Annotated in this window: 18 protein-coding genes; 9 read left to right on the top strand and 9 right to left on the bottom strand. The window is 66.4% G+C overall.

Annotated features, from left to right (window positions below):
* Position 1 precedes the first annotated feature (1 nt).
* The 4 genes from ABRP34_RS02580 (at position 2) to menE (ending at position 4774) form a co-directional block, all read left to right on the top strand.
* Complete coding sequence (locus ABRP34_RS02580) at positions 2-1192, top strand: acyl-CoA dehydrogenase family protein (protein ID WP_353712146.1); 1191 nt, start codon at positions 2-4, stop codon at positions 1190-1192.
* Positions 1193-1299: 107 nt separating this feature from the next.
* Complete coding sequence (locus ABRP34_RS02575) at positions 1300-1755, top strand: MaoC family dehydratase (RefSeq protein WP_003798928.1); 456 nt, start codon at positions 1300-1302, stop codon at positions 1753-1755.
* A gap of 46 nt (positions 1756-1801) precedes the next feature.
* On the top strand, positions 1802-3154 hold the full coding sequence (locus ABRP34_RS02570; protein ID WP_003798929.1) for an MFS transporter: 1353 nt from the start codon (positions 1802-1804) through the stop codon (positions 3152-3154).
* Positions 3155-3196: 42 nt separating this feature from the next.
* Positions 3197-4774 (top strand): o-succinylbenzoate--CoA ligase, encoded by a 1578-nt coding sequence (gene menE, locus ABRP34_RS02565; protein ID WP_353712145.1) that lies wholly within the window; start codon positions 3197-3199, stop codon positions 4772-4774.
* A 40-nt stretch (positions 4775-4814) separates the two neighbouring features.
* Here menE and ABRP34_RS02560 read toward each other — a convergent pair whose 3' ends face one another.
* Positions 4815-6044 (bottom strand): thiolase family protein, encoded by a 1230-nt coding sequence (locus tag ABRP34_RS02560; protein WP_353712144.1) that lies wholly within the window; start codon positions 6042-6044, stop codon positions 4815-4817.
* The gene (locus tag ABRP34_RS02555; protein WP_353712143.1) at positions 6037-7443 is read right to left on the bottom strand and encodes an AMP-binding protein; all 1407 of its coding nucleotides are present in this window, start codon (positions 7441-7443) and stop codon (positions 6037-6039) included. The genes ABRP34_RS02560 and ABRP34_RS02555 overlap by 8 nt, the downstream gene beginning before the upstream one ends.
* Positions 7444-7503: 60 nt before the next feature.
* Between ABRP34_RS02555 and ABRP34_RS02550 the strand changes: the two genes are divergently transcribed.
* Positions 7504-8400, top strand: coding sequence for a neutral zinc metallopeptidase (locus ABRP34_RS02550; protein ID WP_353712142.1), 897 nt, complete (start codon positions 7504-7506; stop codon positions 8398-8400).
* Positions 8401-8477: 77 nt separating this feature from the next.
* Here ABRP34_RS02550 and ABRP34_RS02545 read toward each other — a convergent pair whose 3' ends face one another.
* The 6 genes from ABRP34_RS02545 to ABRP34_RS02520 form a co-directional block, all read right to left on the bottom strand.
* Positions 8478-8810, bottom strand: coding sequence for a metal-sulfur cluster assembly factor (locus tag ABRP34_RS02545; RefSeq protein ID WP_003798940.1), 333 nt, complete (start codon positions 8808-8810; stop codon positions 8478-8480).
* A 16-nt stretch (positions 8811-8826) separates the two neighbouring features.
* Positions 8827-9615 carry a Fe-S cluster assembly ATPase SufC gene (gene sufC, locus ABRP34_RS02540; RefSeq protein WP_003798942.1) on the bottom strand — a complete coding sequence of 263 codons (789 nt, stop codon included), beginning with the start codon at positions 9613-9615 and terminating at the stop codon, positions 8827-8829.
* An 83-nt stretch (positions 9616-9698) separates the two neighbouring features.
* Complete coding sequence (locus ABRP34_RS02535; protein ID WP_003798945.1) at positions 9699-10058, bottom strand: non-heme iron oxygenase ferredoxin subunit; 360 nt, start codon at positions 10056-10058, stop codon at positions 9699-9701.
* Between the two features lie 25 nt (positions 10059-10083).
* Positions 10084-11325 carry a Fe-S cluster assembly protein SufD gene (sufD, locus tag ABRP34_RS02530; RefSeq protein ID WP_003798946.1) on the bottom strand — a complete coding sequence of 414 codons (1242 nt, stop codon included), beginning with the start codon at positions 11323-11325 and terminating at the stop codon, positions 10084-10086.
* Entirely contained in the window at positions 11325-12788 is a 1464-nt protein-coding gene (gene sufB / locus ABRP34_RS02525) for a Fe-S cluster assembly protein SufB (RefSeq protein ID WP_314193282.1), read from the bottom strand. Before sufB ends, sufD begins: the two co-directional genes overlap by 1 nt.
* The gene (locus ABRP34_RS02520) at positions 12788-13642 is read right to left on the bottom strand and encodes a helix-turn-helix domain-containing protein (protein ID WP_353712141.1); all 855 of its coding nucleotides are present in this window, start codon (positions 13640-13642) and stop codon (positions 12788-12790) included. The genes sufB and ABRP34_RS02520 overlap by 1 nt, the downstream gene beginning before the upstream one ends.
* 119 nt (positions 13643-13761) lie before the next feature.
* Here ABRP34_RS02520 and ABRP34_RS02515 point away from each other — a divergent pair, with 119 nt between their 5' ends.
* The 3 genes from ABRP34_RS02515 to ABRP34_RS02505 are packed head-to-tail and all read left to right on the top strand — an operon-like array spanning position 13762 to position 16437.
* Entirely contained in the window at positions 13762-14730 is a 969-nt protein-coding gene (locus ABRP34_RS02515) for an ABC transporter ATP-binding protein (protein ID WP_353712140.1), read from the top strand.
* Positions 14727-15485 (top strand): ABC transporter permease, encoded by a 759-nt coding sequence (locus ABRP34_RS02510; RefSeq protein ID WP_353712139.1) that lies wholly within the window; start codon positions 14727-14729, stop codon positions 15483-15485. The genes ABRP34_RS02515 and ABRP34_RS02510 overlap by 4 nt, the downstream gene beginning before the upstream one ends.
* Positions 15486-15492: 7 nt before the next feature.
* Positions 15493-16437, top strand: a complete 945-nt coding sequence (locus ABRP34_RS02505; protein WP_353712138.1) for a COX15/CtaA family protein — start codon at positions 15493-15495, stop codon at positions 16435-16437.
* Positions 16438-16851: 414 nt separating this feature from the next.
* Here the strand turns inward: ABRP34_RS02505 and ABRP34_RS02500 are convergent, their stop codons facing one another.
* Complete coding sequence (locus tag ABRP34_RS02500) at positions 16852-17799, bottom strand: heme o synthase (protein WP_003805583.1); 948 nt, start codon at positions 17797-17799, stop codon at positions 16852-16854.
* Between the two features lie 516 nt (positions 17800-18315).
* Here ABRP34_RS02500 and tkt point away from each other — a divergent pair.
* Entirely contained in the window at positions 18316-20433 is a 2118-nt protein-coding gene (tkt, locus tag ABRP34_RS02495; protein ID WP_353713291.1) for a transketolase, read from the top strand.
* Positions 20434-20458 lie beyond the last annotated feature (25 nt).

The following is a 20458-nucleotide window of genomic DNA, read 5'->3' as shown; positions in this document are numbered from 1 at the left end:
GATGAACGCCACCACGGCCGAGCAGACCAGGCTCTACGCTGTAACTGACTGGTACGACGCCGAAGCCCTGCTCACAATCGAGGAGCGCCAGGTCCTCGCGCGGCTCCGGGAGTTCCTGGACCGCGAGGCCGGGCCTCTGCTGGCCGACTTTTGGGAGCGCGGCGAATTCCCGCAACAGCTGGCGCAGCCGCTCATCGACCTCAACCTCATGGAGCCATTCGAGGCACCCGCCCGCGGCATCTACCAGGGCTTCCGGATCTTCGAGCTCGCCCGCACGGACGCTTCGCTCGCTACTTGGTACACCGCCCAGGCAGGTCTCTTCCGGACAGCCATCCGCGTCGGCGCCTCACCGGAGCAGCAGCGCGAATGGATGCCCAAAGTCATCGACTTCTCGCTCAAGGGCGTGTTCTCCCTGACCGAACCGGAATCCGGCTCGGACATCGCGGGCGGGCTGGCCACCACCGCACACCGGCGCAGCGACGGCAGCTGGGTGCTGAACGGCGCCAAGCGCTGGATCGGCGGCGCTGCCACGGCCGATGTGCTCGCCATGTTCGCCCGCGACGTGGCGGACGGTCAGGTCAAGGCCTTCCTCGTCGACCGGAAATCCGACGGCGTGATGCTGGAAAAAATCCACGGCAAGACCTCGCTCCGGATGATGCAGAACGCCCACATCACGCTCGACGGCGTGCGGGTGCCCGAAGCCATGCGGCTGCACCACGTGAACTCGTTCCGCGACGTCGCAGCGATGCTCCGGGCGATGCGATCGGACGTCGCCTGGATCGCCGCCGGCATCCAGGCCGGGGCATTCGAAGCGGCCCTGCGGTATGTCAGCGGACGCACCCAGTTCGGCCGCCCGCTGGGTTCCTTCCAGCTGGTCCAGGAAAAGCTCGCCCGGATGCTCGGCAACATCACGGCCAGCCTGTCCCTCGTGGTCCGGCTGACCGAACAGCAGGCCAACGGCATCTATCGCGACCAGGACTCGGCCCTGGCCAAGATGCAGACCAGCCTGTTCATGCGCGACACCGTCGCACTGGCCCGCGAAGTGGTGGGCGGCAACGGCATCACGCTCGCCTCCGACGTCGCCCGTTTCCACGCCGATGCCGAAGCCGTCTACTCCTACGAAGGCACGCACGACATCAACGCCCTCATCATCGGCCGCGCCCTCACCGGGGAAAGCGCCTTCACCCGCTAACTGAAGCACCACCAACCCAAACCCGATGGCGGCAGCACCGCGCCGCCGTCGTACTTCCGCAACCCCAAACTTCCGCAACCAAAAACCATCGCCCAAGGAGGCACCACATGCCCAACCTCGTCGTCGACTTCGACAAACTGCTCACCCTCGCCGGCACCGACCTCGGCGTCACCGAATACCGCGAAATCACCCAGGAACAGATCAACAAATTCGCCGACGCCACGGGCGACGACCAGTGGATCCACGTGGACCCCGAGCGTGCCAAGGACGGCCCGTTCGGCGCCCCGATCGCCCACGGCTTCCTCACGCTCTCGCTCATCATCCCGTTCTGGGGCGAGCTGTTCGACGTCGACGGCGTCACCACCAAGGTGAACTACGGCCTGGACAAGGTCCGGTTCACGTCCCCGGTAAAGGTGGGCTCGCGGATCCGCATGCGGGCCACCATCGCCGAGGTCACCGAGGTCAAGGGCGGCGCCCAGATCAAGGTGTCCAACACCATCGAGATTGAAGGCCAGGAGCGCCCCGCAGTCGTGGCGGAATTCCTCGCCCGCTTCTACAAGTAAGCAGCTCCCAAACCTCCCCCACCCGCACGTGCAGTAAGGAACAACGATGTCCCAAACTTCGCAGCTTCAGACCATGGATGTAACCGCCCGGCGCAGGGAAGCCCGCACCGTCATCGCCTCCAGCTATCTGGGCAGCACCATCGAGTACTACGACTTCCTGCTCTACGCCACCGCCGCCGCCGTGGTCTTCCCGAAAGTGTTCTTCTCCGGGCTCGACGACTGGGTGGGCGTTGTGGCCGCCTACGGCACGTTCGCCGCCGGCTATGTGGCCCGGCCTTTGGGCGGCATCATCTTCGGACACTTCGGTGATCGGGTGGGCCGCAAAGGGATGCTGATCGTTTCCATGGCGGTCATGGGCGTGGCCTCCACCCTGATCGGCGTCATCCCGGACGCCTCGGTGGCAGGCCCGTGGGGCGCCGTCCTGCTGGTGATCCTCCGCGTATTCCAGGGCATTGCCGTCGGCGGCGAATGGGGCGGAGCGGCGCTGATGGCACTGGAGCATTCCGAGTCCGGACGGCGCGGCTTCGCGGCCTCCTTCGTCAACGCGGGCGCACCCTCGGGCGCCGTACTGGGCACCCTCATCATGGGCGCCTTCGCCGCCCTGCCCAACGAGCAGTTCCTCTCCTGGGGCTGGCGGGTCCCGTTCCTGCTCTCCTTCGTCCTGCTGATCGTCGGAATGTTCGTCCGGCTCAAGGTTTCCGAGAGCCCGATCTTCAGGGCCGCCATTGAACAGGAAACGCTGGCAAAGAGCCACGACTCTGTGACAGGCACCGCAGCCTCGCGCTTTCCCCTGCTGCAGGTCCTGCGCCGCCCCCGGACGCTGGTCTTCACCATGCTCGCCGGAGCCGCAGGCTTTGCCCTGCAAGTGGTGATGGCAACCTTCTCGGTGACCTTCGCCGTCTCCAAGGGCGCCGAACGGCAGGGCGTGCTGTACGCCTTCGCCGCCGCCTCGCTCATCTCCATTGCGTTTGTGGTGCTGGGCGGACGGCTCTCGGACCGGCTGGGCCGCCGTCCGGTGATGATCGGCGGGCTGGTCCTGTTCATCCTCTACCTCGTGCCGATGTTCCAGCTGCTGTCCTCGAACAACATCTTCCTGATCTTCGTGGCATTCACCATCGGGCTGATGATCCACTCCACGCTCTTTGGACCCATGGCGGCGTTCGTCTCCGAACAGTTCGCCACCACCTCCCGTTACACCGGCGCGTCCCTCGGCTACCAGCTTGCAACGCTTCTGGGGGCGGGCTTCACGCCCGGCATCGTGGCGCAAATCTTCAAGGACTCGGGCCAGAACACAAGCTCCGTGGCCCTGTACCTGGCCGGAATGTCCGTGGTGTCCATCATCTTCATCCTGCTCACGCGGGAACCCAAGAACAACGATTTGGAGTCCGCCCGGCTCTAAGCAGCCGCGCGAGGACTAGTTTGAGACAAGAAAGGATGCTCGATGGAAAATTTTGGCATCGGCTCGTGGCTGCAACGGCGCCGCCCGAAATCCGGGGACAAGACGGCGCTCATCGCCGGAGACCGGAAACTCAGCTATGAACAGTTCGCCGACCGCAGCCGCCGGCTTGCCAACGCCCTGCGGGACCGCGGCGTGGCCAGGGGCGACAGGGTGGCCTACCTCGGCGAGAACCACCCCGCCTTCCTGGAGACCCTCTTCGCCTGCGGCCTGCTGGGCGCAATCTTCGTTCCCCTGAACACCCGGCTCGCACCGCCGGAAATCAGGTTCCAGCTGGACGACTGCTCCGCCGCCGCTCTGGTCTACGCCGGGGACCTGGCCACCCTGGCCCGGGCGGTGGCCGAGGGGACGGCGCTCTCCAACCTCATCGCCGTCGACGGCACCCAGACCGACGGCGGCACGGCCGTTGGCGGCGGCCCCGTGCCCAACGCGGCAGCCGAGGACTATGAAGCCGTCGTGGCATCGGGCAGCACCGAGCCCATCGACGAAGCCGTCACCCTGGACGACGGCGCCATGATCCTCTACACCTCCGGAACCACTGGCAACCCCAAGGGCGCCCTGCTCACGCACGGAAACATCACCTGGAACTGCATCAACGTCATCACCGATTTCGACTTCGCCTCCACCGACGTTGCCCTGATGATCTCCCCGATGTTCCATGTGGCATCGCTGGACATGGGGGTCCTGCCTACCCTGCTCAAGGGCGGAACCGTGATCCTCGAGCCCAGGTTCGATCCGCAGCGGACCCTGCAGCTCATCGAACGCCACCGGGTGACCACCATCAGCGGGGTGCCCACCACCTACCAGATGCTCTGCGAGCACCCGGAATGGCCGACGTCGGACATCACCTCCCTGAACAAGCTCACCTGCGGCGGATCCGCCGTCCCGCTGCGGGTCCTGGAAGCCTACGAAGCCCGGGGACTGCGTTTTTCGAACGGCTACGGCATGACGGAAACCGCCCCGGGGGCCACCACCCTGCCCGCCTCCCGGTCCCGGGACAAGGCAGGCTCCTCTGGCCTGCCGCACTTTTTCACCGACGTGAGGATCGCCGACCCCGCCGGTGGTCCGGTCCAGCAGGGCACCGTGGGCGAAATCCAGATCAAGGGCCCCAATGTCATCCGCGAATACTGGAACCGGCCGGACGCCACCGCCGGGTCCTACGCCGACGGCGGCTGGTTCAAGTCCGGCGACATGGGCTACCGGGACCAGGACGGGTTTGTCTTCGTTTCCGACCGGCTCAAGGACATGATCATTTCCGGCGGCGAGAACATCTACCCCGCCGAGGTGGAGCAGGCCATCGCCGAGATCGACGCCGTGGGGAGCGTCGCGGTGATCGGTGTTCCGGACGACAAATGGGGTGAAGTGCCGCGCGCCGTTGTGGTGGTCCGCGAAGGTGCGAGCCTGACCGAACAGCAGGTCCGGGCAGACCTCGACGGCCGGCTCGCGCGCTACAAGATCCCCAAGACGGTGGTGTTCGTCGACGACATGCCGCGCACGGCCAGCGGGAAGATCCGCAAGAAGGACCTCCGGCAGAAGCTGTTCCCGGACCCGGCGGCTCTGTAGCGCTACGGTCTCCGGCGGTTCTTGGCTGCTTCCGTCCCGTCTACAGCCGGATGTGGCGGAACAGCGCCGCGGTGCCCATGCCGCCGGCGATGCTGATCATGGCCAGGGTCAATTTTCCCTGCTCAGGAGCGGCCGGTTCCTGGCGTGCCTGCGCCAGGAGCCGGGTGACCAGCACGGCTCCGGACGCCCCGTAGGCATGCCCCAAAGCCAGCGCCCCGCCGTCGGCGTTGGCCCGGAGGGCGTCAATCCCCAGGTGGTCCAGGCACGCGAGGGTCTGCGAGGCGAACGCCTCGTTGAACTCCACGAGGTCCACGTCCGCGGCATCCACCGACTGCGCTGCCAGGAGTCTCGAGGCTGCGGCTGCGGCACCGATGCCCAGCAGCTGCGGTTCCACCCCGGCCGTGTCCGTGCCCAGCACGGCCAGCGCGTCGGCAGCGCCCAGTTCCCGGGCCCTGGCCAGGGAGGTGATGACGACGGCGGCGGCACCGTCCGCGTCGAAACACGAGTTTCCGGCGGTGACGGTGCCGGACTCCACGAACGCTGCGGGGAACCGCGCCATGAGGGCTTCGCTGAGTTTGGGGCGCGGACCGTCGTCGGTGGTCACTGCACCCGAAGCGGCCGGCCGTGGTCCGGCAGCAGCCGGCAGCGCCACCGTCTCCCCGGCAAACGTGCCCTTGGCCTGCGCAGCCACCGCCCTGCGGTGGCTGCGCAGCGCAAACTCGTCCTGCCGCGCACGGCTGATGCCGTACTCCCGTGCCACGTTCTCGGCCGCGACGCCCATGTCCGGGTCGCCGTGGCTGTGCGGCGCAAACTGGGCGCGGCTGAAGAAGGCGGGCTCGCCGTCGTCGTTCCGGTGCGCGCGGAACGGCGCGGTGCTGATGCTTTCGACGCCGCCGGCAAGGTAAGTGCCACCGCCGGCGGCGACAAGCCGCGAGGCGAGGACGATGGCATCCAGGCCGGACCCGCACTGCCGGTCCACGGTGAGGCCGGGAACAGTGACCGGAAGGCCAGCTTCAAGGGCCGCGAGCCGCGCGACGTTGCCGCCGGCGCCCACCGCGTTGCCGATCACCACGTCCGCGATCTCGCCCGCGTCCACTCCCGTTTCGGCGAGCAGTGCCGTGAGGACCGGGGCCAGCAGTTCGTGGGAGCGCAGGTGCTTCAGCGCGCCGTTCGCCCGGCAGACGGGTGTGCGCAGCGCGGCAATGATCACCGGCGTCCGGTCGTCCGGGAGCTGGAACGCCGTGCTCCTGGATCCCGTGCTCTTAGACAAGGTGCCGGACCCGGCTGTCGCGGGCTGCGATCCAGTCGAGCAGGAGCCGGCGGCTGACCTTTCCACGGTCCGTCACCGGAAGCTCGTCGAGGGCGTAGTACTGCAGCGGCCGCTTGTCCTTGGCCAGGACGTCCTCGAGGCCGGTCTTGAGCTGCGTCGCCGTGACCCCGCCATGGGACGGGACAATGCCGGCCACCACGCGCTGCCCGCGGAGGTCATCCTCCATGCCGGCGGCAATCGCGGACGCGACTCCCGGCACCGAGGACAGCGCCAGCTCCACCTCGTGCGGGTAAACGTTCTTGCCTGCCGTGATGATCATGTCGGCGCGGCGGCCGAGGATGTGCAGCACCCCGCCGGACAGGTAGCCCTGGTCCCCCACGGTGAACCAGCCGTCAAAGCAGCGCAGCGCCTGACCGTCGTCGCCCCAGAGGTAGCCGTTGCTGACCATGCCGCTTTGGACACTGATGTTGCCTGCCACCCCATCGGGCAGCTCGGCTCCGGAGTCGTCAAGGATGCGCACCTCGACGCCCGGGAACGGCCGGCCGATCGCGGTGCTTCCGGCGGCGAACGGCTCCCCCGCGGCGAGTCCGGCGCCGGAGACGAAACTCAGCTCCGACGCGCCGTAGTACTCGAAGATGGTGGCGTGCGGGGCCCACCGGCGGGCCGCCTCCAGCGTGCGTGCATCCAGCTTCGAGCCTGCACAGATGATGGTCCGGACGCCCGACGCGTCCACGCAGCCCAGCAGGCCGCGTTCGCTGAGCAGCCGCAGCATGGTGGGTACCAGCACCAGCCGGGTGATCCCGTCGTGCGTGATGGCGGCGTGGACATCCCCGACGTCGAAGGACTCGAGCGTGTGGAACTCAGACCCGGCGTAGAGGCACTCGGCCAGGGCGTACAGGTTGAGGCTGGCAGCCAGCGGGCCCGGCGCCAGTGTTTTGTCCTGCTGGCTGAGCCCGAAAAACTCCATCGAGGCTTCGAAGGACTGCTGCCAGGAGCGCCGCGAGCGGGTGAACGCCTTGGGCACGGAGGTGGTGCCGGAGGTCAGGCCGATGAGGAACGAGGCCGCTGGATCCCCGTCCGCCAATTCATTCCCGGCGTTCCCAGGCACGGGATTAACCCCGCTGCCGAGCCTCTGGACGATCTCGTCCCGTAGCGATTCGGGCCACGTGGGGTCCAGGACCGCGCACTCGCGGTCACCGGCAACGGCAGCGGCGAAGTCAACCGCGAACCGGGTGGAATTGGGCTGGGCAAGGACTGTGACCGCAGCCGTGCTGCCGTCTGCAGCGGCCTGCGCACCGTCGCGCAGTTCGGCCCAGCTGAGCCGTTGTCCGGCCACGACGACGGCGGTGTCGTCGGGGCGTTCATTGGCCCAGCGCTGAAGGTTGTTGAGAAAAGGCATCGGACCAACTTTACCGGCCCGAACCCGCCACGGCCCTGTGGCAAAGACTATTGTGACAACATGAGCTTCAATGACGGGGTCGAGCTGGACCCATCACAGGTGGAAGACCGGCGCGGCGGTGGAGTTGGCCGCGGCACAAAGATCGGCGGAGGCATCGGCGGCGGCGTCGTCCTGCTCCTTGCGGCCCTGTTTGGCATCAACCCGCAACTGCTGGGCGGACTGCTGGGCACCGGCGAGGAACAGCCCGCCCAGAGCACGGGAACGGCGCTCACGCAGTGCAAGCTGGGTTCCGACGCCGACAAGGACCTCGACTGCCGGATTGCCGGGACAGTGAACAGCCTCAACGTGTTCTGGCCGGCCTATCTCGCCGACTACAACGTGAAGTACCCGCGGCCGAAGACTGTGCTGTTCGAGGGCGTCACCCGCACCGGCTGCGGCACGGCCACGTCCGAGGTGGGCCCGTTCTACTGCCCGCCGGACACCACGGCCTACTTCGATCCCGGGTTCTTCCAGGACCTCGTGACCCGCTTCGGCTCCTCGGGCGGCCCGCTGGCCCAGGAATATGTGGTGGCCCACGAGTTCGGCCATCACATCCAGAACATCCTTGGAGATCTGGACAAGGCGCAGCAGGATCCGCAGGGCGCGGAGTCCGGCGCCGTCAGGGTGGAGCTGCAGGCCGACTGCTATGCCGGGCTCTGGACGCGGTACGCCACCACCCAGAAGGACCCGAAGACCGGCAAGCCCTTCCTTGAGCCGCTCACGCAGAAGGACCTGAACGACGCACTGTCGGCTGCCTCCGCCGTCGGCGACGACCGGATCCAGAAAGCCGCCACGGGCCGCGTCAATCCCGAAGGCTGGACGCACGGGTCCAGCGCGCAGCGGCAGAAGTGGTTCTACCAGGGCTACAAAACCGGCGACATCAACCAGTGCGACACATTCAGCACCGCGACCCTCTAACTGAATCGGCGGCCTAACTGAAACGGCAGCGGCCGGGCACCTTCGATGAGAAGGTGACCGGCCGCCGTCGTACTTTTTTAGATGTTGAAGCCGAGGGCCCGCATCTGGTCCTTGCCGTCGTCGGTGATCCGCTCCGGACCCCATGGCGGCATCCATACCCAGTTCAGGCGCCACTCGTCCACGACGCCGTCCAGCGCCTTGCCGACCTGCTCCTCGAGCACGTCGGTGAGCGGGCATGCCGCCGTCGTGAGGGTCATGTCGATCAGCAGGGCGCCGTCATCCTCCGAGTACTTCAGGCCGTACAGCAGCCCGAGGTCCACGATGTTGACCCCGAGCTCGGGGTCGATGACATCCTTGAGTGCCTCTTCGACATCCTCCAGCCCGGTGCGGGCTGCGTCGATTTCGGTCATGGTCAGCCAGTCCTAACTAGGCCTGGACCGCGGCGGCAGCCGCGGCTGAGCCGGCGCCCGCGGCGTAGCGGTCGTAGCCTTCTTCTTCCAGGCGGTCGGCGAGTTCCGGGCCGCCCTCTTCCACAACCTGGCCGTTCACGAAGACGTGCACGAAGTCAGGCTTGATGTAGCGCAGGATGCGGGTGTAGTGCGTGATGAGCAGCGTGCCCATGTTGCCGGTGGCGTGCGCGCGGTTGACGCCTTCGGAAACGACCTTGAGCGCGTCAACGTCCAGGCCGGAGTCGGTCTCGTCGAGGACGGCGAACTTCGGCTTGAAGAGTTCCAGCTGCAGGATTTCCACGCGCTTCTTCTCACCGCCGGAGAAGCCTTCGTTAACGTTGCGCTGGGCGAAGTCGGCGTCAATGCGCAGCTGCTGCATGGCTGCCTTGACGTCCTTGGTCCAGGTGCGCAGTGCCGGTGCTTCGCCGTCGATGGCGGTCTTGGCGGTCCGCAGGAAGTTGGTCATGGTGACGCCGGGAACCTCCACCGGGTACTGCATGGCCAGGAAGACGCCGGCGCGGGCGCGCTCGTCGACGCTCATGGCCAGTACGTCTTCGCCGTCCAGCGTGATGGTGCCGCCGGTGACGTTGTAGCGCGGGTGGCCGGCGATGGTGGACGCCAGGGTGGACTTGCCGGAGCCGTTGGGGCCCATGATGGCGTGGGTCTCGCCGGTGCGGATGGTCAGGCTGACGCCCTTCAGGATCTCCTTGGTGCCCTGCTCGGTGTCGATGCTGACGTGCAGGTCCTTGATCTCAAGAGTAGACATGTGTCTTGTTCTCCTCTGCGCCGCTATTTAGGCAGCGGTGCGGTTTTTGGTCTGGAAGTTGTTAAGTTCTGGTACAGGGCGGGCTAGCTGAAGTTCGGAGCTTCGGCGCCGTTCAGGACGTTCGTGAAGTCCACGTAGACCTCGTCTCCGACAATCTCCACCGCGAACACGGGAACGGGGTCGTAGGCCGGCAGCTGGAGCGGTTCGCCGCTGCGCAGGTCGAACTGTGAACCGTGTCCCCAGCATTCGATGGCGCAGCCTTCGACCTCACCCTCGGAGAGGGAGATGTCCGCGTGCGAGCAGGTGTCCCCAATGGCGTGGATCTCTCCCATGGAGTCCTTGACGATCGCGACGGGAAAGTCGTCGATCAGGATCCGCAGGGCCTGCTTGGGCTGGATCTCGTTGACATGGCAGACGAGTTCGCCCTTTGGCTGTTCAGTCATCCGTTGTCCTGTACTTTCGGGCTGCTTAGGAATTCGTGGCGGCGAGCTCGCGCTCAACAGCCTCGGTCAGGCGCTCTTCGAGTGCCGGAACCTTGATCTGCTGAATGATCTCGTTGAGGAAGCCGCGCACGACGAGCCGGCGGGCCACCTCTTCGGGAATGCCGCGGGCCATCAGGTAGAACAGGTGCTCGTCGTCAAAGCGTCCTGTGGAGCTGGCGTGGCCGGCACCCTCGATGAGGCCCGTCTCGATTTCCAGGTTGGGCACGGAATCCGCGCGGCAGCCGTCGGTGAGCACCAGGTTCTGGTTCTTCTCGTACGAGTCGGTGCCCAGGGCCTGCTTCTGGATCAGGACGTCGCCCACCCAGACGGTGTGCGCGTTCTTGCCCTGCAGGGCGCCCTTGTAGAGCACGTTGGACTTGCAGTTGGCCACGTTGTGGTCAACGAAGGACCGGTGCTCCAGGTGCTGGCCGGCGTCGGCGAAGTAGAGGCCCAGCAGCTCGGCCTCGGCGCCCTCACCGGAGAAGCGTACGTTGGAGTTCAGGCGCACCACGGAACCGCCCAGGGAAACGGCGATGTGCTTGTAGACGGCGTCCTTGCCCACCTGGGCGTCGTGCTGCCCCAGGTGCCGGGCGTCGTCTTCCCAGAGCTGCACGGAGATCACGGTGAGGTGCGCGCCCTCGCCGACGATCACTTCCAGGTTTCCGTTGTGGTCCGCCGCGCCCGTGTGCTCGACGATGACGACGCTGCGGGAGTTGGCGCCGGCTTCCAGCACGAAATGTGCGTTGGAGCGGCGGCCTGCGCCCGCGCCGTCGACCAGGATGCGGACCGGCTCAGCCGGTTCGGCGTCGGCCGGGATGACCACGTGCAGTGCCTCATCCGTGTTGGCGGAGGCGACGACGGCGGCCCGGTCGGCCGGGGTCAGGACGGAACCGCGCGGGGCGGCTCCCTGTGCCAGGCTGCCGCGGAGGTAGCCTTCGGGGGCTTCAACGGTGAACACTGCCGCTTCGCCGTCCGTCGCTGCGTCGGAGAACAGGTTGGCCAGTCCGCGGACCGGGGTGAAGCGCCATTCCTCCTCGCGGCCGGTGGGCAGTGCGAAGTCGGCGACGTCGAAGCTCGTGAGCCGTTCGGCGCGCGAGGACATGACGGTGACGCCGTGGTTGTGGCTGTGGTCCACCTTCGCGGGGACCAGCGCCTCGCCTTCCTCCGTGAATCCGGCGATGGAAGGGGCCCCGATGCGGGCCTTTTCAGTAGTAATTTCGGCAGTCATTAACCGACGGATCCTTCCATCTGGAGTTCAATGAGGCGGTTCAGCTCGAGGGCGTATTCCATCGGCAGTTCGCGGGCGATCGGCTCGATGAAGCCGCGCACGATCATGGCCATGGCTTCGTCTTCGCGCATGCCGCGGGACATGAGGTAGAAGAGCTGTTCCTCGGAAACGCGCGAGACGGTGGCCTCGTGGCCCAACTGCACGTCATCCTCGCGGATGTCGATGTACGGGTAGGTGTCCGAGCGGCTGATGGTGTCCACCAGCAGCGCGTCGCAGCGCACCGTGTTCGCCGAGTGCTTGGCTCCTTCGCGGACCTGGACGAGGCCGCGGTAGGCCGCGCGTCCGCCGCCGCGGGCAACGGACTTGGAGATGATGGAACTCTTCGTGTTCGGTGCGATGTGCACCATCTTGGAGCCGGTGTCCTGGTGCTGGCCCTCGCCGGCGAACGCGATCGAAAGGGTCTCGCCCTTGGCGTGCTCACCCGTGAGGTACACGGCCGGGTACTTCATGGTGACCTTGGAGCCGATGTTGCCATCGATCCACTCCATGGTGGCGCCCTCTTCGCAGATGGCGCGCTTGGTCACGAGGTTGTACACGTTGTTGGACCAGTTCTGGATGGTGGTGTAGCGGACGCGGGCGCCCTTCTTGACCACGATCTCGACGACGGCCGAGTGCAGCGAGTCCGAGGTGTAGATCGGCGCGGTGCAGCCTTCGATGTAGTGGACGTAGGAGTCCTCGTCGGCGATGATCAGCGTGCGCTCGAACTGGCCCATGTTTTCCGTGTTGATGCGGAAGTAAGCCTGCAGCGGGATGTCGACGTGCACGCCCTTGGGAACGTACACGAAGGAACCGCCGGACCATACGGCCGTGTTCAGTGAGGCGAACTTGTTGTCGCCCACCGGAATGATGGTGCCGAAGTATTCCTGGAAGATCTCCGGGTGCTCGCGCAGCGCGGTGTCCGTGTCCAGGAAGATGACGCCCTGGGCCTCAAGGTCCTCGCGGATCTGGTGGTAGACCACCTCGGACTCGTACTGGGCTGCCACGCCGGAGACCAGGCGGCTGCGCTCGGCTTCCGGGATGCCGAGCTTCTCGTACGTGTTCCGGATGTCCTCGGGAAGGTCTTCCCAAGTGGCTGCCTGCTTCTCCGTGGAGCGCACGAAGTACTTGATGTTGTCGAAGTCGATGCCGGAGAGGTCTGCACCCCAGGTGGGCATGGGCTTGCGGTCGAAGTACTTCAGACCCTTCAGGCGCAGGTCCAGCATCCATTCCGGCTCGCTCTTCTTGGCCGAGATGTCGCGGACGACGTCCTCGTTGAGGCCACGGCGTGCGTTGGCACCGACGTCGTTCTTGTCGGCCCAGCCGTACTCGTAGGTGCCGATTCCGTGGAGCTCGGGATTCTTTTCCAGAATCTCCGAAATCACAGCAGTCTCGGCAACCGTCTTCTCTGATAGTTGGTCCGTCATCACGGCCTTTCTTGCAGATGGTTGGATACTTCATTCAGGTTGTCCGGTTGGCTGCCGGCGGCCTCCGCCACCGATATGGCCGGACGGCCTGTAGGTATGTGGGTAGTGCAGACGTGTCCGCCGCGTGCGAGCGTGGAAAGCCTGCGGACATCGACACCGACGAGGCGCGAAAACATTTCCGTTTCCGCGTCGCAGAAGACGGGAAACTGGGTGGCCAGCTGCTGGATGGGGCAGTGGCCCTGGCACAGCTGGACGCTGGACAGCGCTGCGGGCAGGGGGGCCTTGGCTTCGATCGAGGCAGTGGAGGCGACGAAGCCGTCCCGGGACAGGGCGGCGGACAGGGCCTGTGCGCGGGCGGTGATGTCCGTTCCGGCCGCTTCCACCTCGGGGGCGTAGCGGCGTTCCATCTCCGCGAAACGCTCGACGGCGAACTGGCGGACGGCCTCATCCCCCGCCACCGCGCCGAGCTGCTTGAGCGCCAGGCTGGCAATGTTCAGATAGTCGTCACCCAGCGAGGACTGCCCCTGGGAGCTGAGGACGTAACGGCGGGCGGGTCGGCCGGCACCGGCTCCTGCGCGGGCAACGCGCTTGACCTCGATGACGCCCGCGCGGGACAGGTGGTCCAGGTGGCGGCGGACGGCGGCGGGGGTGAACCCGAGCAGGTCACCCAGTTCTGCGGCGCTGACCGGCCCGTGCTCCAGGACGGCGCTGAGAACGCGGTCGCGCGTGCGCTCGTCAGTGTCGGCGGCGGCCGGCACTGATGCTAGGGCAGCACGTTGGCCACCGCGCAGCGCACCTGTTGGCGCGCCCTGCCCGGCCATAGGCGCGGGCGTGGTGTTGGTCATGGAATACACAACACAATCATGTCGTAATTTATTGCTGCCTTCCAGTAAGGCAAGGCTGACCTGAGGCCACCGGCAGGCCCGGCCCAGCGGCTCACCGGCGACAGTACTACTTCACGTAGAATGCTGGGGTGCGATCCCCCAAATCCCCCGTATTGACCATCGACGGGCTCATCAAGGACGTCGGTCCGCTCCCCACCCTAGATGGCAAGATGCTCAGGGTGGTGAGCGACGTCTCACTCATTGCCGGCCGCGGCGAGGTCACGGCGCTGCTCGGAGCCAACGGTGCCGGCAAGACTACCACCATCGAATGCGCCCAGGGGCTTCAGAAGCGCACGGGCGGAACTATTACGTTGCTCGGCGCCGATCCCGGCACCGCCGGTGCGGAACTGCGCGCCCGCGTCGGCGTCATGCTCCAGGACGGCGGCCTCCCGCCGTCGGCCCGTCCCATTCCCCTGCTCCGCCACATTGCCGGTATGTACCGCAATCCCAGGCCGCTGGATGAGCTGGTGCAGCGGCTGGGCATCGACTCCTTTAGCCGGACCAATGTCCGCCGTCTGTCCGGCGGACAGAAGCAGCGGCTGGCCCTCGCCGCCGCCCTGATCGGCAACCCCGAGGTCCTGTTCCTGGACGAACCGAGTGCCGGGCTGGACCCGCAATCCCGTCAGCTGGTCTTCGAACTGATCGCCGAACTCCGGGATGCCGGGATGGGGATCATCCTCACAACCCATCTCATGGATGATGCCCAGCGCCTGGCCGATTACGTTTACATCATCGACGGCGGCAGGAATGTTGCGGAGGGCACCGTGGCCCAGCTGCTCCAGCACAACATGCCGGAGACGCCCCACCGGGACCACGTCCGGACGCTGCACTTCGAGGCACTGCCGGGGCTGGATTTCACCGGCGTACTGCCTGCCGTGATCGAGATCCGCGAGACCCGCTCCGGCAGCTACACGGCCACCGGCGCGCTGACCCCCGAGGATCTTGCGGCGCTGACGGCGTGGTGGGCACACCACAGCATCATGCCGGGCTCGCTGAGCATGGAGGCCCGGAGTCTCGAAGATGTATTCCTTGACATTTCCGGAAGGGAAATCCGATGACGACAGCCACGGGCGCCGCACCTGCTCCCCTGCTCCGCCGGATCCTGCTGCAGGGCAAATACGAGGCCGCCACTATGCTCCGGAACGGGGAACAGCTGATCCTGGCCGTGGTCCTGCCGCTCCTTGCCCTGATCGGACTCACGGTCACCCCGCTGCTCGACGGCATCGGGGACAGCCGGATCAATGTCGCCGTCCCCGGCATCCTTGCGCTCTGCGCGATGTCCACGGCGTTCACCGGTCAGGGCATCGCCACCGGCTTCGACCGCCGGTACGGAGTGCTGCGGTTCCTGTCCACCACGCCGCTGGGACGGGCCGGCCTCATAGCCGGGAAGATCCTGGCGGTCCTGGCCGTTCTGGTGATCCAGGTGGTCATTGTCGCCGCCGTCGCCTTCCCCCTCGGCTGGCAGCCGAATCCGCTGGGCTTGCTGCCCGGCCTGTGCCTGCTTGTCCTCGGGGCTGCCGCATTTACGGCCCTGGGCCTGCTGGTGGCCGGCACTGTCCGGCCCGAGGCCACGCTGGCCATCACGAATCTGCTCTGGATCCTCCTCGGCGCCGTGGGCGGCATTGTGGTCCCCATGCAGCGGCTGCCGGAACTAGCCCAGAACACCGTCCACCTGCTGCCCTCCGGGGCCCTCGGCGAGGGCCTGCGCGACGCGTTCCTGCATGGCGCCGTGAACGGCAACGCTGTCCTTGTCCTGCTGATGTGGACGGTTCTCGCCGGCGCAGCAGCCATCCGCTGGTTCAAATGGAATTGAGAATAAAGTGAGCACGGCTTCGCGCCTCCCCCAGTTCGTCGGCCGCCTGGCATCCAAGCTGCCCGTCACCGTCGATTCGACCGTCCGCCGCCTGGCCGTGCTGTCCCTGATCGGACAGACGGTCCTGGTGGTCACCGGCGGCGCCGTCCGGCTGACCGCCTCGGGCCTGGGCTGCCCCACCTGGCCCAGGTGCACGAACAATTCCCTGGTGAACACCCCCGAGATGGGCATCCACGGCTTCATCGAGTTTGGCAACCGCCTCCTGACGTTCGCCCTGGCCGCCGTCGCAGCGCTCATGCTGGTCTACCTCTGGAACCTGCGCAAGGAGCGCAAGGACCTGTTCCTGCTGGCCCTGGGCCTGCTGGCGAGTATCCCGGCGCAGGCCATCATTGGCGGCATCACCGTGCTCACCCAGCTGAACCCGTGGGTGGTTGGCCTGCACTTCCTGGTGTCCATGGCCCTGGTGGTTTTCGCCACGCTGCTGGTCAACCGGGCCTACGGCAGGACCGGCGGGTTCCGGACCCGTCCGCTCACCTCACTGCCGGGGGTTGTGCGGCCGGTAATGACCGCCGTCGCGCTCTTCTCCGCGATCGCCGTCATGCTGGGCGTCGTGGTGACCGGGGCCGGACCGCACGCGGGTGACGCCAATGCGCCCCGCAACAACCTGGACTGGGACCTGTTCTCGCACATCCATGCCGTGCCCGCCTATCTGGTCACCGCCGGGACGCTGCTCGCCGTGTACTTTGTGTTCCGCCGCGGCATCTCCGGCATCTTCCGGACGGCCGTGCTGATGCTCCTCAGCGTCACTGTGCTCCAGGCAGTCATCGGCTTCACGCAGTACTACAACGGCATTCCGGCGCTCCTCGTGGGCGCACACATGCTGGGTGCGGCCCTGCTGATGGCCGCGGCAACCAACGCCGCCGACATCGCCCGCTCCAGCCCCGTCGAGTAGCCGCTTCGTGCCCGACGCTTCCTCAGGTCTTGTCGCTTGAGGCCGGACGCTTCCTCAGGTTTTGTCGGTTGATTCCGGACGCGTTCTTAGGTCTTGTCGCTTGAGGCCGGACGCTTCCTCAGGTCTTGTCGCTTGAGGCCGGACGCTTCCTCAGGTTTTGTCGGTTGATTCCGGACGCTTCCTCAGGTCCTGTCGCTTGCGACGGCTGACCCTTCCGAGGCCGGGCCGCTTGCGGCAAGGAAAACGCCCCTTCATGAACTGAAGGGGCGTTTCTGCATTCAGAAAGACGTGAGGAAGCGTCCGGGGGAAACGTGCAGGATGTGAGGAAGCGTCCGGGGGAAACGTGCAGGATGTGAGGAAGCCTCCGGGGGAAACGTGCAGGATGTGAGAGAGCGTCCTGGGTGGCTGGTGGGGTTAGCCCATGATCGGCGAGCCGACGAACGGGTCGACGGCCAGTGCGATGAAGAGGAGCGTCAGGTAGCTGATGGAGCCGTGGAAGACCTTCATGGCGCCCTTGTCCGAGAGGTCCCCGCCCTGTGCCCGGTTGTAGAGGGCGTGGGACTCGTACAGGAACCAGGCGCCGGCCAGCACGGCAACGGCGGTGTAGACCCAGCCCGCGTTGCCGGCCGGGATCATGAGCAGCGAGCAGGCCACCATTGCCCAGGCGTACAGGACCACCTGGACGGACACGACCTTTGCGCCGGCGATGGCACCAAGCATCGGCACGTTGGCGTTCCGGTAGTCCTCGCCGTAACGCATGGACAGCGGCCAGTAGTGCGGCGGGGTCCAGAGGAAGATGACCATGAACAGCACGATGGCCGGCCACTCGACCGTGTTGGTCACGGCGGACCAGGCAATCAGCACGGGGAAACAGCCCGCGGCACCGCCCCAGACGATGTTCTGTGCCGTGCGGCGCTTGAGGATCATCGTGTAGATGACGACGTAGAAGACGATGGCGCCGAGTCCGAGCCAGGCGGAGAGCGGGTTCGCGCCGAACCAGAGGATGGCGATGGCGGCGGCGCCCAGCAGCCAGGCAAAAATCAGGGCCTCGCGCGGAGTGACCTCGCCGGTGACCAGGGGGCGCTTCTCGGTGCGGTGCATCAGCTTGTCGATGTCGCGGTCGATGTAGCAGTTGAAGGCACCGGCGCTGCCGGCGGCGAACGCGCCGCCCACGAGGGTGGCCATGATGAGGCCGAGGGACGGGAAGCCGCGCTGCGCGTAAATCATGGTGGGCAGGGTGCTGACCAGCAGGAGTTCGATGACCCTGGGCTTGGTGAGTGCAAGGTACGCCTTGGCCTTGCGGGCTAGTCCGGCTCTTCCGTGGACCCGGGAAGAGGTCAGCGGCGTATCTGTTGTGCTCACGTGGCAGTCACTCTGTTTCTGTCTGGCTGTTTATCTGATCGGTCCGTCTGGACACGCGGTCCGGACCGATCCCTCAACGGCGGTGGCTGGGCTGTCATGTGCGCACTTGAGCCCGCCCTGTCCGCCGGTGGCCTCCCGATATCATACCGCGGTCCCGCGTGGATCGCTGGCATCGGTGTGTGACGGGAAATCACTGAAAATGATTCGTTCATGCTTGCTTCAATCACATTAACGCAGCCTCACGGCACGTGTGATTCACACAAGAGAAATTGCGTCCAACTAGTGAGATTTTGGCCGCTCGAAGTGTGGAATAGAGCTAAGCTGTCTGCAGATCAGCGCACACTGGAAGACGGGCAAGAAACCGCATTCCATACCGTCCGGCGACTGAATGAAGATCAACGTTTCAATGGTGAACGGCTGGTAGGCACAAATGCAGCGGGCACCAATTATGCCCTGCCGCTGTGTGTCATTACCGCTTGTCGTTAACACAGAGAGGGGCCCGGTTACGTGGCACATTTGAAAGAGCAAGAACTGACTTGGACCGACCTCGACCAGCGCGCCGTTGACACTGTGCGTGTCCTGGCCGCCGACGCCGTTGAGAAGGTGGGCAACGGCCACCCCGGCACGGCGATGAGCCTGGCTCCGGCCGCTTACCTGCTGTTCCAGAAGCTGATGCGGCACGACCCGAAGAACCCGGACTGGATCGGCCGTGACCGCTTCATCCTCTCCCCGGGCCACACGTCCCTGACGCTGTACATCCAGCTGTTCCTCTCCGGCTATGGCCTGGAACTGAAGGACCTCGAAGCGCTGCGCACATGGGGCTCGCTGACCCCGGGCCACCCCGAATACAAGCACACCGCCGGCGTGGAAATCACCACCGGTCCGCTGGGCCAGGGCCTGGCCTCGTCCGTGGGCTTTGCCTACTCCCAGCGCCGCCAGCGCGGCCTGTTCGACGCCGATGCTCCCGCCGGCACCAGCCCGTTCGACCACACCATCTGGGTCATCGCTTCCGACGGCGACCTCCAGGAAGGCGTGACCTCCGAGGCTTCGTCCCTGGCCGGCCACCAGGAGCTCGGTAACCTCGTGGTCATCTACGACGAGAACCACATCTCCATCGAGGATGACACCGACATCGCCTTCACCGAGGACGTCCTCAAGCGCTACGAAGCCTACGGCTGGCACACCCAGCGCGTGGACTGGACCAAGACCGGCGACTACAAGGAAGACGTCCAGGAGCTGTACTCTGCGCTGCTGGCTGCCAAGGCTGAGACCTCCAAGCCGTCCATCATCTCGCTGCGCACCATCATCGGCTACCCGGCCCCGAAGAAGCAGAACACCGGCAAGATCCACGGCTCGGCCCTGGGTTCGGAAGAAGTGGCAGCACTGAAGAACGTCCTCGGCTTCGACCCCGAGAAGTCCTTCGAGGTGGACGAGGACGTGCTGGCCCACGCCCGCGCCGTCGTCGACCGCGGCGCCCACGCCCGCAAGGAATGGGAAGAGTCCTTCTCCGCCTGGCAGTCCGCCAACCCGGAAGCCGCTGCCCTGCTGGAGCGCGTCGAGGCCCGCCAGCTCCCCGCAGAGCTCGACGGCGCACTGCCGGTCTTCCCGGCCGGCAAGGACGTCTCCACCCGCGCCGCGTCCGGCAAGGTCCTGAACGCCATCGGCCCGGTCATGCCGGAGCTCTGGGGCGGCTCGGCAGACCTCGCGGAGTCCAACAACACCACGATCGAGGGCTCGCCGTCGTTCGTTCCCGCCGGCAAGCAGACCAACGCCTGGTCCGGCAACCCGTACGGCCGCGTGCTGCACTTCGGTATCCGCGAGCACGCTGCAGCCTCGATCGTGAACGGCATCTCCCTGCACGGCAAGACCCGCGCGTTCTCTGGCACGTTCCTGATCTTCAGCGACTACCAGCGTCCCGCCATCCGCCTCGGCGCCCTGATGGGTGTGCCGTCCCTGTATGTCTGGACGCACGACTCCATCGGCCTCGGCGAGGACGGCCCGACGCACCAGCCGGTTGAGCAGCTCGCTTCGCTGCGCGCCATCGTCGGCCTGGACGTCGTCCGTCCGGGCGACGCCAACGAGGTCGCGGCAGCCTGGAAGACCATGCTGGAGAACCACGAGAACCCGGCCGGCATCGTCCTGACCCGCCAGAACATCCCCACCTACGAGCGTGGCGAAGGCGCAGCTGAGGGTGACACCTTTGGTTCGACCGCAGGCGTCGCCAAGGGCGGCTACGTGCTGGCCGAGGCGTCCAAGGACGGCAAGACCGTGGACGCGCAGGTCATCCTGATCGCCACCGGCTCGGAAGTCCAGCTGGCCGTCCAGGCCCGCGAGGCCCTGCAGGCCGAAGGCATCGCAGCCCGCGTCGTGTCCATGCCGTGTGTTGAGTGGTTCAACAAGCAGGATGCCGCCTACCGTGAGGCAGTCCTGCCCGCAGCGGTCAAGGCCCGCGTCTCTGTCGAGGCAGGTCTTGCCCTGGGCTGGAAGGAATTTGTCGGCGACGCGGGCCGTTCCGTCAGCCTCGAGCACTACGGCGCATCCGCCGACTACAAGCGCCTGTTCCAGGAATTCGGCATCACGGCAGAAGCAGTTGCCGCCGCCGCCAAGGACTCCCTCGCCGGACTCCAGTCCTGACAGACTCCCCCACAGTTCAAGGAGA

The sequence above is a fragment of the Arthrobacter sp. K5 genome (assembly GCF_040448525.1).
Lineage (GTDB): Bacteria > Actinomycetota > Actinomycetes > Actinomycetales > Micrococcaceae > Arthrobacter > Arthrobacter globiformis.
Note: the sequence above shows the minus strand (reverse complement) of the source record. Positions and strands in the feature narration are given on the sequence as shown.